Annotated in this window: 7 protein-coding genes; all 7 read right to left on the bottom strand. The window is 39.8% G+C overall.

All coding sequences use genetic code 11. The annotated features are described in order from the left end of the window. Positions 1-110 precede the first annotated feature (110 nt). The 7 genes from KFO40_RS18560 to hepC (KFO40_RS18530) all read right to left on the bottom strand — a co-directional run bounded on the left by KFO40_RS18560 (position 111) and on the right by hepC (KFO40_RS18530) (position 14626). Complete coding sequence (locus KFO40_RS18560) at positions 111-1727, bottom strand: sulfatase (protein WP_008021433.1); 1617 nt, start codon at positions 1725-1727, stop codon at positions 111-113. A gap of 101 nt (positions 1728-1828) precedes the next feature. After that, positions 1829-3829, bottom strand: coding sequence for a heparin-sulfate lyase HepC (hepC, locus tag KFO40_RS18555; protein WP_008021435.1), 2001 nt, complete (start codon positions 3827-3829; stop codon positions 1829-1831). A gap of 59 nt (positions 3830-3888) precedes the next feature. Beyond that, positions 3889-5193 (bottom strand): DUF4995 domain-containing protein, encoded by a 1305-nt coding sequence (locus tag KFO40_RS18550; protein ID WP_008021436.1) that lies wholly within the window; start codon positions 5191-5193, stop codon positions 3889-3891. A gap of 201 nt (positions 5194-5394) precedes the next feature. Further along, entirely contained in the window at positions 5395-7059 is a 1665-nt protein-coding gene (locus tag KFO40_RS18545; protein ID WP_087318997.1) for a RagB/SusD family nutrient uptake outer membrane protein, read from the bottom strand. Positions 7060-7071: 12 nt separating this feature from the next. After that, positions 7072-10224, bottom strand: coding sequence for a SusC/RagA family TonB-linked outer membrane protein (locus KFO40_RS18540; RefSeq protein ID WP_008021441.1), 3153 nt, complete (start codon positions 10222-10224; stop codon positions 7072-7074). A gap of 19 nt (positions 10225-10243) precedes the next feature. Beyond that, complete coding sequence (locus KFO40_RS18535) at positions 10244-12475, bottom strand: surface glycan-binding family protein (protein WP_087323746.1); 2232 nt, start codon at positions 12473-12475, stop codon at positions 10244-10246. 12 nt (positions 12476-12487) lie between these two features. Continuing rightward, entirely contained in the window at positions 12488-14626 is a 2139-nt protein-coding gene (gene hepC, locus KFO40_RS18530) for a heparin-sulfate lyase HepC (protein ID WP_049703148.1), read from the bottom strand. Positions 14627-14784: the final 158 nt, after the last annotated feature.

Below are 14784 nucleotides of genomic sequence, written 5' to 3'. Positions count from 1 at the left end.
GTATACAATTATGCCCTTTCAGGGCGCAAATTCAGATTGTCGTTTTTACGTAGGGCGTTGCCCTACGCTATATAATTAAGCCCTTTCAGGGCACTCCGCAAAATAATCATTTAGCGATTTTTCATCAGTCTTCTGTCACCTTTGAAAAGAACCTTTTCCTTTTCATCCGGGTCTGTATCTTTATACTGTTTTTGAGTTTCCTGAAGCAGTTGCATCAGCTCTTTTTGTTTTTCAGCATATTCCGGTTTGCCGAAGACATTGTTCATTTCTCTTGGGTCAGCTTTCATGTCATACATTTCCCATTCGTCGATGTCGTTGTAGAAATGAATCAATTTGAAGTCTTGTGTGCGAATACCATAATGACGTTTCACAGAATGTTCAGCAGGGTATTCGTAGTAATGATAATAAGCTGCTTTGCGCCAATCGGCAGGAGTTTTGCCTTCGTTCACCAATACCGGTTTCAGGGAGGCTCCTTGGATATCCGATGGAATCTCTATTCCGGCAAAGTCGAGGAAAGTAGGAGCAAAGTCCACATTCATGCTGATGGCATTACTGGTACTTCCTGCTTTAATTGCTTTCGGATAACGGATAATAAGCGGCATGCGTTGACATTCTTCATACATGAAGCGTTTGTCAAACCAGCCATGTTCGCCAAGGAAGAAACCTTGGTCGGAGGTGTAGACAATGATTGTATTGTCCAGTTCACCAATTTTTTCGAGATAATTCAGCAGGCGGCCGATATTTTCGTCTACTGCCAGAACTGTCGCCAGATAATCACGCATATATTGCTGATATTTCCAGCTGATTAATGATTTGCCTTTCAGGTCACCTTTGCGGTATTCGGCAATGCGTCCGGCATATACAGAGTCCCATTTATCCTGAACTTCAACAGGCATACGTTTGTATACACTGTAAAGACGGTTGGTGGTATCTTTCAGCATTTCTTCACGAGTCAGCAATTTGAGGTCCCAGTCGTTTGTCAGTGTATGTTCGATAGACATATCCTGTTCACGGGCTGCTCTTCCGCGGCCTTCATAGTCGTCGAACAGATTAGCCGGTTCCGGGAAAGTAGTATTGTTGAATATACCCAGATGACGGGGAGCAGGCATCCAGTTGCGGTGCGGAGCTTTCTGATGATACATCATGCAGAAAGGCTTGTTCTTGTCGCGACCTTCGAGGAATTCAATGGCTTTATCAGTAATAATATCCGTGGCGTATCCTTTTTCTACAATATGCTTCCCGTTTTCCCAAAAATCAGGATCGTAATAGTCACCTTGTTCGTGTTGGCCGCTAAGGATGCTCCAATGATCGAATCCTTGCGGTTCACTGATAAGATGCCATTTACCAATTATTGCAGTCTGATATCCGGCTTGTTGAAGCAGTTTGGGGAATGTCTGCTGATCTCCGTTGAACGTACTGGCGTTATCGGTAAAACCATTCTCGTGGCTGAACTTACCGGTGAGGATGCAGGCGCGTGAAGGTCCTGAAAGAGCGTTGACAGCGTAGCAGTTGTCAAAACGGATACCTTCGTTGGCAATCCGGTCCATGTTAGGAGTCTGAATCAAATTTCCTCCGTAACAGGACATTGCTTGAGTGGTATGGTCATCCGTCATCATGAAGATGATGTTCGGTTGTCTGGTCTCTTCTTTCTTTTGATTGCCGCAGGAAGCGAGACTTAGTGCAGCTAGTGGGAGGAGTAGGGCAGAGGGGGTGTAATAGTTTTCCATAATGATGAAGGGGAGTGACTAAAAAGCCGGTTGCATCTCCAATTCCCTTCCTTCCGGAAGGAGGAGAAATTGAGATGCGACCGACTTTTTAGTCAGCTTTATTATAGTTTGTATTTTAATGACTGTTTCTTTCCGTTTACTTTCACTTCTACTTCCAGTCCGTTTTCATCGAACGCTTTGTTCTTGAACTTAGCTGCAAATTTAGGGGCATCTGCGCTTTTCTTAACTGGGTAGATAACTGTGATGTAACGTACAGCTTCTTCGCCGTCTTTCTTCACGTTGAAAGATACATTCATACGTTTGTAACGTTTGCGATAAGCAGTTGAGCACCAACCCGGTTCTTTCTTCATCGACATACCGTCGGGACCGAAACATTGCAGTTTCATGTTGCTGCCGTCTTCAAATTGTGTCAGGAACGTCATGTCTTCGCGGCTGTTGGCAATTTCTCCTTTTGGCATTTGATAGTGAAGATTGATGGAACCTTTGGCGCTACCGATCATTTCGTCTACAATGACAAAGTAAGTGTTGTCAACAAAGAAAACAGAACGACGGTGTTTCAGGTTCTTGTAACTAGGATTTTCGGTCACTAAAGTTTGGATAGCACCTTCCGGTTGCCACAATTTAGTCACAGATTCTGTCGTATCCAAGTTCTTGTTGTTCAGCGTTACTGTGTTGTGAACACAAGTCTGACGGTGCCAGTTGCGTTGTTCCATCACTTCGCCTTCACCGGCATATACATACGAACCAGAATCCGGGAACAAATTCTTGCCGTTAAACCAAAGTTCAAACGTTCCGTTATCCGGCTGACAATGCCAGAATGCTTTCGGACCTGCTTTTACTACCATTTGCGTAGCATCCATTCCCCATGAGTTACGGAATACAAAGAAACCTGATTTCAAGAATCCTTTAGACATATAATCCGGCAATGCACCTTCTTTACCTTCAGTTGCGAAGTATTTGATAGCCTGGTTTTTCGGGAACAGTTTACTCCATGCTTTGTAGTTTTTCACCATTTCTTTCTTTGTTGTCAACTTAGCATCGCTGAAACATGGATTGGTATAATCAGGGAAAGAAATGTTTGCGTAGAACATAATCATGCTTTCGATAGTATCCAGATAATCCTGTGGGAATTCTTTACGGAATCCGTTCGCATCCGCGATACCTAATGCCTTGCAGAAAATGTTGATGGCTGCCAGATGATAATGTGGGTCGAGTTCGAACTGTCCGCCGTCTTCGTATACCTGTACATGAATTTCACGGTTCAGAATATCGATACCGCTTTTTCTCCATGCCGGAGCATCTTTGAATTCAGGGAAGAAAGCACCGGCGTAGATCATACGTTGAGCTTCAAACAGCAAGTGGTTACCTTGATCGGAATAATTAGCAAGGATATGTATAGCATGTTTGTGATAGTTTACCAGGAATTCTGTCAGGAAGTCCGGAGTGAAAGAAGGAGAAGGGAGGAATAACTGGAACTGTGAAGTCTGGTCTTGCAGACGATTACTAACTTCCAGCGGACGCCATGCGAAACGTACATTTTCTACTTCACCTTTGATTTTTCCATCACTTATCAGCTCATATTCTTTCTTGTTCATCTTTACCAACGGATTTTTTTTAATCCAGTCGATATACTGATGTGCCCATTCTTTAGCATATTTCTCGTCGCCGGATATGCGATAAGCCTTTCCCATCGGAGTGAACCATTTGTGACGGTGCAACTGCCAACGGAGTTCATTGTCTTTCACCGGCCAGTATTGCCAGTTGATGTCTTCTCCGTAGTTGTAAGAAGGCTGATAACCTTTATGTACGAAGAATGTATGTTTCAATCCGTCATCTGCCCACTGCTGTTCTTCTTTGCTGATAGTCACTTTGTTCAGATTGATATCCGGAGTTTTTACATTGGTACGTGCACGGTAATAGTCTAATAATGCTTTGGCAGCATCCTCATCTTTACCTTCCTGATGCAAAGCTTTCACTTTTTCCAATCCCGGATAGTCCAGGTTAAGAATTGAAAAGACTTCGCTTTTCAGTTCTTGGGCACTAGCTTTGCCTACAAAACAAGCGATTGCCAGCAGAACGATATACTTTAAAGTTTTATTCATGATATAATTTACGATTTTACGATTTACTATTTACGATTGAGAACACTCTTGCTTTTGTATTATTGGATCATTCTCAACTCTCCATGCTCAACCCTCAACTTCTTCAATTCCATGAATCTCTTCAATGCTTCCAGATAGTAATAGTCAGCATAGTTCAGTGGAGTGTCGATTTCAGAACCGTTGGGCAGTGAGCCGACAGAGTGCATCAGAATGAAACCTTGATTGTCACCCACTTTTGCAAGATATGCGTCGCTTGACAAACTCTTCAGAATCTTTTCCGCATAATCCAGATATTTTTGTCCGTCGGGAACCATTGTGCTTAGTTCGATCAATGCTGAAGCGGTAACAGAAGCGGCAGAAGCGTCACGTGGAGTTTCTTCAGTCACAGGTGCATCATAATCCCAGTAGGGGATAGCATCGTCTGTTTTAACGCGATCCATAATCATATCAGCTACTTTGATAGCGAAGTTCAGGAAAGTACTGTCGTTTGTTTCACGGTAGCAAGCTGTGTAGCCATATACAGCCCATGCTTGACCACGTGCCCATGAAGAATCGTCATTCTTGCCTTGGTGAGTTTGCTTGCGTTCAACAGTTCCGTCGTTGTTGTAGCTTACTACATGCCAGCAAGTATAATCCGGGCGGAAGTGATTGTTCATGGTAGTCATAGCATGCTTGATAGCAATGTCTTTGTATTTATTGTCACCTGTCGCTTTTGCTACATTAAACAGAAGATCGAGGTTCATCATATTGTCGATAATAACCGGGAAGTTCCATGTTCCGAAATCCCATGAACGGATAGCGCCGATAGAATCGTTGAAACGGCCGCAGAGGTTATCGGCAGTTTCTCTCATCACAGCGGCAATGGTGTCGTTGGGTGAAAGACGTTCTGCGTTGCCATAGCTGCAGTTGACCATGAATCCCAAATCATGCGTACCTTTATAATAGCGTACCGGATTCAGCAGATTTGTATATTGGATGGCTTGAGTTTTCAGTGTATCGTTTCCTGTCAGTTCGTATGCATACCATAATGAACCGGGGAAGAAACCACTCGTCCAGTCATAAACGTTGCAGAGGCGACGTTTGCCTAGCTGGTCAGCAGTGGGTTGTGCGCGTAGTGAATCTTTGAATGTTGATGAATCTCTTTCCAACTGACGGCAAAGGAAATCCATGCCATAACCGGTACGGATGGAGCGTGGCAACATTCCTGTACCACTAACCTCTTCTGCAGAAAGTTGTAATTGGGCAGAAGCTACATCCAGTCCTTTTTTTATCCAACTGTAGTCTTCCTTTGGGGTTGTCTGGCACGATGCAAGTGCAATACTAACCGAAGCAAAGAGAACAAGTTTCTTTTTCATGTTATTCATTTTAAGTGATTGTTTTTAGAAGTTTTGTAACTGATACAAAAGTAGTGGAAAGGCTTAACTTTGTGTTGCAGGATTGTCCAAAAGGAGTTTGAACTCTGCTTTTCAAGTTTTGATTTTGTTGAAAAAGGTTTTAATTTTCTCCAATATGCCCTAATTAGGGCATATTGGAGAAAAATTATAGATTTTTTTATCAGAAAAAGATTAGTCGCCCCATCCTTGGTTCTGCTTGAAGTTTTCCATCAAACTCATGTCACGAGCTGGGATAGGGAGTAGTTCGTGTTTATTCTTTTGGGTATATTGGTAAGCTACATAGTTTGCTTCCGGATACCAACCAATTAATTTTATATAAGTATTCACTATTGTTTCATAATACATCCCCCAACGTATTAAATCTTGGCGGCGATTTCCTTCGAAAGCGAGTTCATAGGCACGTTCATTCCGGATATATTCTTGGAATCCCTCGTATGATGTTGATTTTAAATCAACAGTTGTATTTGCTTCATTATAAGGAAGTCCATATCCGCGGCGGCGAACCATATTAAGAGCTGCTAATGCTGCATTGTTGGGACCATGATGCCATTCGTTAAGTGCTTCTGCATACATGAGTAATACGTCTGCATAGCGTAATATATACCAATTGACATTTGATTTATCGTTATTCAGTAAGAAGTTGTATTCTTTTACATACTTTTCAGTGTCCCATTTTGCCGGAGTATAATTTTGCTTATTTTTTTGGCCAGCTGTAGGTTTGTCTACTTCCTCCGGTTTTGCCCAGAAAGATTTATCTGGATCATATTTGTAATTGGCTATGGAAAGATCACGGCGTTTATCTCCTTTTTCTTTGTTTAACCAATCTAGGAAGAATGTATGTACTACTTTAACGTTGGCAGCATTACGTCCTCGTGTTCCTGGAATTTCGGTAACTCTGACTCCATTCCATTTACCAATACGCCCTACCGGGTCTTCGCTGGCTGTACCAGTAACAGAATTTGCATAGAAACTTACCTCAATTAAACTTTCCGCCGGATCCCATGTACCATTACATGTATTTTCCCAAAGTTGTTCATAATTATCTAACATATGATGTTTACCGGAGTTGATAAGCTTCTCTGCCGTCAATGCAGCTTGTTTCCATTTCTCTGTATCTTTAATGGGTTCGCCTGCCCAAGTGACATATACACGAGTCAGCAATCCCAATGCACCGCCTTTAGAAAAACGGAATCGAGTGTTAGCACGCAGGGTGTCATCCGATTCAAACGGTAAATTTTCGATAGCAAATTTAAGATCTTCTTCAATGAACTTGTATACGTCACGAGGATCTGCTTGAACGAACTCTGACGGATTTTTAGATGATTCGGATGTGTTAGTAATTAATGCAATGTTACCATACCAACGTACCAACTCAAAATAATACAATGCTCTCAATGCTCTTGCTTCCGCTAAATACATAGTGGCGAGTGCTTGATCGTTTAGATTGTATGTAACCATTTTAACTTCCAGACGCTCTATAAAGTCGTTGGCGCTATAAATAGCACTATATAAGGATGCCCATGTATTTTGCACATACGAATTGTTGGGATTGAATGCATTAGCCGGATATTCACGGAAACTACTGGTACTGTTTCCTTCACATTGTGCCAGGTCATTAGTTAAATCAAATATGCATGATAAGTTCATACCATAAAGGTTATCTGCCACCATGTTGCGGTAAACTCCTAACAATACATTGTTGGCTTCAGATGCATTGTTCATATATTGGTTCTTTCTAATATCTGATTTCGGATCTTCATCCAATAAATCGGAACATGAAGTGAAAGACAATGTGCATAAAGCCAGTGCTGATATATAATATATTAGTTTTTTCATTGTTATACTCGTTTAAAATTGAACATCAAGTCCGAATGTAAATACTCTGCTCTTTGGATATGCACCCCAATCCAGACCGGGAGTCATAGGATTGCTGGCTGCTGTGCTGACTTCCGGATCATATCCGCTATATCCGCTGATGCAGAACAAGTTCTGTGCAGTACCATATATGCGAAGTTTGGATATGTGGATTTTGTTAATCCATTTTTTCGGCAGGCTGTATCCTAATGTCATGTTCTTCAGTCGTAGGAACGAACCGTCTTCTACGAAGCGTGAGTACACGTCTCCCTTTACATACCCTTTCGTTGAGGGTACTTTGTTGGATGCATTGGTAGGACTCCAACGATCGGCAACTTCTGCCAGCATATTGTAGCGCTGGTCTTGTGAACCGGTTGCAAACTGACGGGTTGCGTTGAACACATCATTGCCATAGCTGTATTGTAACATGAAACTAAAATCTATTCCTTTGAAACTAAAAGAGTTGGTGATACCTCCAAACCATTTCGGCATGGCATTACCGATGACTGTGCGGTCGGCGGTAGTGATCTTTCCGTCACCGTTTTGGTCTTTGTATTTTACTACGCCCGGAGCAGCCCCACCATCATAACGTGTGTTGTTCGTAATACCCGGCTTCAAGATGAGTTTTCCTGTAGCGGCTGAAGTGTAGAAATCGTCTACTTGATAAATACCATCGAATTCATAACCGTAAATCAATCCTAATGATTCGCCTACTATGGCACGATAGTCTGATTGAGTATAATTGGTTCTATCGAAGTTAGAATATGCTTCTGCATAGTTGGCACCGGAAGATAAAGCTTTCAGTTCATTGCGAATGAATGAAATATTGAAGTCTGTACTCCAGGTAAAATTACGATTTTGGATATTAGTGCTATTAATAGCCAATTCGATACCGCGATTCTGGATTTTACCAATATTCTGCATTTGTGATGAGAATCCGGTAACATACGCTAGGTTTTGCGCAAGTAGCAAGTCTTTGGTATTCTTGATAAAGAAATCAGCTGTAACATTCAGGCGATTATCAAAGAACCCAAGGTCAACACCTAGATTGGTAGTACTTGAACCTTCCCATTTCAAATTTTTATTCTTCAGGTGAGATTGAGTCAGTACAGTGGAAGTTGTGTTACCAATACCATATTTACTTTGTGTATAGAGGTCTAATGACAGGAAATTAGCAATACGGTCGTTACCTACAATACCCCATCCTAAACGAAGTTTCATGTTAGATACAAAAGGAAGATTCTGTTTCATAAATTTTTCTTCCGAGATACGCCATGCAGCGGAGAAAGCCGGGAAAAATCCCCATTTATTTTTGTATGAGAAAACAGTAGAACCATCCGCACGTACAGTAGCTGTCAGCATATATTTGTCGTTGAATGAATAATTTCCCCGCGCAAAAAATGATAACATGGTTTTATCTCCAAACGAGGTGTTTACTTTACTGGGAACTGCACCTAGACCTAGATTGTCATTACCGATATTATCTGAAGGGAAATTTTTTGCTTGTCCCAATAAGAATTCGGAACTTCTGTATGCGAGTTCCTCACCTAACATTATTTCATAACGATGTTGCTTTATTTTTTCTACCCATGTTAACTGGTTGTAATTGGTCCAACGTTTTTCGCGTCCCATCTGAGTTTCTCCATAAGGCATTTGACCGTTAGTGTAGGCCTGTCTTGTCTGAGTTTTGTAGAATACATCTCTACGGGTGTTGGTCGTATTGTATGTACCAGCTGTTTTAAATGTTAATTTCTTAGTGATTTTTGCAGTAAGAGACAAATTGGCACTCCACATTTCAGAGCGCTTGTTGTCTGTCGTATTTTCAGCTTGTAGGATGGGGTTCACCTGTGCTAGACTTTCGCCTGTTTCCAACATAGCCGGGTCGATGGCACTGGCTAGTAATTCTTCATTGGTTTTAGCCAGACCTCCTGTAGGACGTGATCTTAATATCTGTCCTAACATATTGAAACGTCCTCCATCACCGGAAGTTCCGGCACCTTCTTTCAATGTATTGGAATAATTGATAGTAGCATCGGCTGTAATATACTTATTAATCTTCTGATTGATACGAACTTTACCGGTTGTTTTAGTAAAACCGCTATTTCTGAAAATACCGTTTTCTTTGTAATGAGAGAAAGAAGCAGAGTATTTGGTACCGTCATTACCTCCTGTTACGGAAATGTTATGATCTTGCGACCAAGTAGGACTGAAAGTTTCTCCTTGCCAATCTACAGATTCTACTCCAATATAGTCGTCCAAAGTACGATATTTGTAATACTCCCCTGTTTCGGGATTGATTTCGTTGCGGTAATAACCGGGGATAAACTTGGTATCTAGTTCTCCCTGTAGTTTTACAAATTCATAGGCGTTGAGCAAGTCTAATTGTTTGGTGATTTTACGATAAGTAGCAGAACCATTGTAGCTGACTACTGGTCTACCTACCTTACCTGATTTAGTGGTTACCATCACTACACCATTAGCTGCGCGCGCACCGTAAATAGCTGATGAAGAAGCATCTTTTAGAATTTGAATAGATTCAATATCAGAGTTTGCCAAGTAGTCAATGTTGTCAACTTGGAAACCGTCAACAATGTAAAGGGGAGTAGCGTCACCGTTTAATGTTCCTACACCACGAATCTTAATATCAAATCCTGCGCCTGGAGTTCCGTCAGTTTGGGTAATTTGTACACCGGCCACTTGACCTCCTAAAGCTGCCATAACAGAACTACTTTTAAATTCTTCTATATCCTTGGCGGCAACAGAAGCTACAGAACCAGTCAAGTCACTTTTTTTCATAGAACCATAACCCACTACAATAACTTCATCAAGCACTGCATTGTCCGGTTCCATTTTAATGTTTAACTTTTTGTCTGTTTGCGCAATTTTCACTTCTTGATTTTTATAACCAATATAGCTGAATACCAGTGTTGAACCTTTTTGGGCTTGGATAGTGAAGTTACCATCAAAATCAGTTGTCGTTCCGGTTTGACTTCCTTTTACCATGACGGTAGCACCAATCATAGGCATGTCTGTTTCGTCTACTACCACACCTTTGACGTTTTGTGCCGAAACACAGATTGTAGCTATGAGAGCTAAGAGGGTGAACCACCCTCTTTTGCTTATTGCTTTTGTATATATATTGTACATAATTGTAATGTCTTTTAATTTAGAAATTTTCATCAAACCATATCAATAATGGGAATGCTTTGGGACAATTCTTATCAGAGCTTAATTTGCCTGAATCTCCATCTGTTCTATAGGTCATTTGACCAGTCATAATACCATTGGCAAATTGTCCGTTTTCTTCTCCATACGTAGGATCACCAAACCATTTGTTGGGATTAATGGTAACAGCCCATCCTTTGGTCGGGTCGACATAACCTAATGCATCTGATAACTTCTTATTAATTTTGTTAGAAATTCCATCATAATAGGACATAGGTGCTCTTGCTCCATAATTGGGTGCTGTTGATCCGTAATAATTACGCCATACTTGGTTCATAAATACTGTTGCATCTACTTTATCTCCAGTAGTGATTGCTCCCGATTTATGTGTTTTAGGCCCTTCCAGATTTTGATAACGGAATGAACGACGATAATCCATTACAAATTGTGAAACATCTGTTACTCCGACTAACGTAGGTTCTACAGAAATTCCTCCCTTTCTTGGATTTACTTTGAATACAAATGGAGTATATTCTATTCTAATAGGATTTGTACTAGGATTAAAGTCAAAAGCAACGAATGTTTTGAAAGTTCTTGCAAGATCACCTTCTCCGGCAGTGGCTTCTATTATAAGATAAGCCATAGGAGCATCAGCTTCTTTGAAATTATCCGGGGAGAATCGGACTACACCTGTTGCTTCATCAATCATAGGATATCCTGTTTGATTAGGATCGTCTAAATTGAATTTAGTGGCTATCTTCCATTTGAAAACAATACCTTTATCATCTAAATTCGTTTCTGGAGTTAAAACCAAACTACCCAATTCTGCTGCACTTCTAATACGATATTGTGAAGCTTCTGTTGCCTTATCCAATCCGAGGTTATTACCGTAATATACATACACTATATTATTAGGATTTGGAGTAACTGTTAATAAGAAAGTTGTGATAGTCGGATTTCCCTTACTGTTATCAGCTTGTACCTTAACTTCATATCTGCCTTCTGGTATACTATTTCCTTTTTTTGCAGTGATCTTACCATTACTCGGATTGATAGTCAATTGTCCTTCAAACTTTTGGTCAAGGTCTACGAATGAATAGGTGACATAGTTTCCTTGCATTCCTTCTTTGGGTTGAGCTGATATAGGCGCGTATTGTGCTATCTCTAAAGCTGCGTATTCAAATCCTGATATAGGAGTGATTTCATCAACTACTTGAATTGTGAATTTAGTTGGCATTTCTACACCTTCAGGAGCGAATTTGTTGGAAACTTTTATAGTGATTTCATAGTTTCCGGCTTCTGTGATACCATGTCCTTTAGCGATTGATATAGCTCCGGTTGTTTCATTGATAGTCACTTTTCCTTCTGCTATTTCCGGAATAATGTTAGCTATACTGAACTTAGCTTCCTCTGTTGAACCTTCAATGACAGGTATAGGACTGATATATTCAGTTTGTCCGTTCGTTTCAGACTCTTTCTCCATGATACCTTTATTGGTAGCGTTATACGTTACATCTATTGGTTTGGAAGTCAGATTGAATGTGATAGCATCAGCAAATATACCTTCTCCTGCTAAAGTAGTCAGTTTTAATGATACTTTGTGCAAACCCGGTTTCATCTTCTTTATAGCCTCTTCATCTGGATTAATAGAAATAACTCCACTTTGAGAAATTTTGAAGAATTCTTTCTCCGGACCATCTGCTATTGCATAACCGCCGCTGGGGATTGTGACGTGTTCACCTTCTGTTATTACTTTTGCAGTAGCTTTCGATTCTCCAATTTCTTCAAAGTCGATTTCAATATAATCAGGTTCTACTTTAATTCCATCGGGAACGCTGGGCAACATTTTTACTTGTATGGCATCTTTGAATTCATGGTAGTTGCCATTGCTATTACATCCTACAGAGATGGAATATAATCCCACCGGTAGATTATCAGAGTTAACAATTCGAACACTACCATCCTTGCTGTCAATGATAAATGATTCGGATGTGTATGGTTCACCATTAAAAGTGATTCCGGTGATAACGAAATCTGTCGGTTCACCTCCTGTATATGTAGGCTTTTCAATCACTGCATTCATTGATGGACCTATATCAGTGAGGCTGTAATAATAGATGGCAAAGCCAGTTGTGTTGGTAGTCTCTGTATCCGTGCATGAGAAGCCTGTAAGAGTCAGGACTACTATAGATAAGATTGCCAGGAATCTAGAGGTTAGTTTTTTTAAATTCATAGTGTTATGATATTAGTTATTATTTTCTGGTATTGTATAGCTTAACTCATAAGGAGTACCATTTACCGTGACTTTGATAGCAACAGCTTTTCCTGTGTAACCTCCATCGGTAAATTCAGCATTAATTGTGGTACCTGTTGGATTGGAAGTCGGGTATATGACGGTAATAGCACGAATTGTTTTTCTATCTTTGTTCTTTCTAAGTGAAATTTTATATCCTAAACGATTTTCAATATTAACCACACCATGATCATTGGATACGTTGCTTTTAAAAGTTGCAGATGAATCATAATCTTCAGATGATGTATAAATAACAATATTGTTATTATCACTGTAGTTAGTATGTATGCCATGGGCTGCTTTGGAATTCGAATTGTCGAAAGTTATTTCATTTTCAGGTGCACAAAGATTGAAATTCAAATTGTATTTGCCTGTATTATACGCTTCTTCAGGATTTTTCATGTATAATTCATCAACAAGCACAAAGAACTCTTTGTTGGCGTGGAATACAGAACGTCTATGGGTTAGAGATGAATTTTCGTATGGTTCATTCTCTGTAACTATGTAATTTGTATTGTCTTGTGTTCCTTTATGGACATAATGGCCTTCCATCTTATTGATATTTGTGGTCGTAATCGTCATTGTATTATGCCAGAAACTTTGGTTATATTTATCTCTGGCGGGATCACCACTATATGCATATACACCTGCATCAGGGAAGAAGTTACGTCCTTTATGGAATAAGCTGAATGTATTATTATCCGCTTGACAATGCCATTTCTTTTTAGGATTATAGTTGTTCTTTAAAATGAACATGGACACTTTACTAGGGTCTTGATCCCATCCATTACGTAGCATGTAATAACCGGAATATTCGTATGCTTTTAATGTATAAGTTGGTTTTTTACCTTCTTTACCTTGGGTAGCCATCCATTTCATACCTTCGTTGTCCGGAAACATCTGTGCATAGCGTGTGAAATTCTTTATCAACATACTCTTTTGCATACGTCCTGAACGAGTGTCGTTAAAATTTTCTACAGAGTAGTTCGGATAAACTAAGTCCATCACAAATTCTGTTGCTTTACGTAAGGACGGCATATAATCGGCTGAAAAATAATGTGCTTTATTATTCTCTTTAGCCACTTCGTAGGCGTTATAGAAGTCTGAAATAGCACCTACATGATAACTCGGGTCAAGCTCGTTTTGTATACCGTCGGGATTGAACTGTTCTTTTATTTGTTCATTTAATTTGCGGGTACCTTCTTCCACCCATTCTTCTGCTTTCTTTAGTTCTGGGAATAAAACACCAGCTAAAGTCAGTGAATATAACTGTGTTACTAATATATTACCTTCCGGTTTATAGAGTTTGCGGATGCTCTCCACTTGATCTACATACTGAGTGAGAAAGATGGATAACCATTCAGGAGTGAAATTGGCAGAATGTATATAATAGGTCATTAAATCTGCTTGTGAGCTAACTCGCTCTGCGATTTGTAATCCGGACCATGGAAAATATTCATCCTTAATAACTTCCGGACATGGATAATTTTTCATCCAATCGGTGAAAACTTCTTTCCAAGACAGTATGTATTTCTCGTCTTTAGTCATGTAATACGCTTTAGCTTGAGGTACCATCCACTGATGACGATGACGCTGATATTTGAACTCATTATCTGTTATGCCGTCAACCTTTAAGTCCCAATTTATTGTTCCATCACTATTTTTGAAAGAATAGTAAATATCTTTCGACTCGTCTCTAACTCCATCGGTTTCTCCTCTAGTTTCAGGGAAGTTCCTTACATAAAAGCGATAGTCCAGAGCTTGATTTGCAATGTTTAGTTCCACTGCTGATGCTGTAGTTCCTAAAAGAGTTACATTCGGGTTTACTACATCTGTACGCATGCGATAATAATCTAGTAATGCATTAGCAGCTAATTGATAGTTTCCTGCTTCATAGTACTGTTTTACTTTTTCTAGACCTTTATAATCTAGATTGATAACTTCAAATAGTTTTTTTTCAATTCCTTCACCTTCATCGGGAAGAATGTTTTCTTTGTCGTTGTTGGGTTCTCCAATGATTAATTCGTCTTTGTCGTCTGTGCAATTAGACAGAAAGAACATTGCGAATAAACAAATAAAGATGTTCTTCATACTTTATTAGGTTTTAATTATTAAAAGTTATATTTTACTGTTTGCAAATGTAATCTGTTTATTTAGAAATGATGATTTGTCCTGTTCACACTTTGTTCAAAAAATGATTTTTTGATATTAATATTGTTGAATCATATATTAATAATGTTTAGAAAAAC

The organism is Bacteroides sp. 1001302B_160321_D4, assembly GCF_015667765.1.
Taxonomy (GTDB): Bacteria; Bacteroidota; Bacteroidia; order Bacteroidales; family Bacteroidaceae; genus Bacteroides; species Bacteroides xylanisolvens.
The sequence above is the reverse complement of the archived record's forward strand: the minus strand, read 5'-3'. Positions and strand labels throughout refer to the sequence as shown.

Bases quoted from the DNA above. Each gene is read 5' to 3' on its own strand.
- KFO40_RS18535 (WP_087323746.1), bottom strand. From the start codon at position 12,475: ATGAATTTAAAAAAACTAACCTCTAGATTCCTGGCAATCTTATCTATA.
- hepC (WP_008021435.1), bottom strand. From the start codon at position 3,829: ATGAATAAAACTTTAAAGTATATCGTTCTGCTGGCAATCGCTTGTTTT.
- hepC (WP_049703148.1), bottom strand. From the start codon at position 14,626: ATGAAGAACATCTTTATTTGTTTATTCGCAATGTTCTTTCTGTCTAAT.
- KFO40_RS18550 (WP_008021436.1), bottom strand. From the start codon at position 5,193: ATGAATAACATGAAAAAGAAACTTGTTCTCTTTGCTTCGGTTAGTATT.
- KFO40_RS18540 (WP_008021441.1), bottom strand. From the start codon at position 10,224: ATGTACAATATATATACAAAAGCAATAAGCAAAAGAGGGTGGTTCACC.
- KFO40_RS18560 (WP_008021433.1), bottom strand. From the start codon at position 1,727: ATGGAAAACTATTACACCCCCTCTGCCCTACTCCTCCCACTAGCTGCA.
- KFO40_RS18545 (WP_087318997.1), bottom strand. From the start codon at position 7,059: ATGAAAAAACTAATATATTATATATCAGCACTGGCTTTATGCACATTG.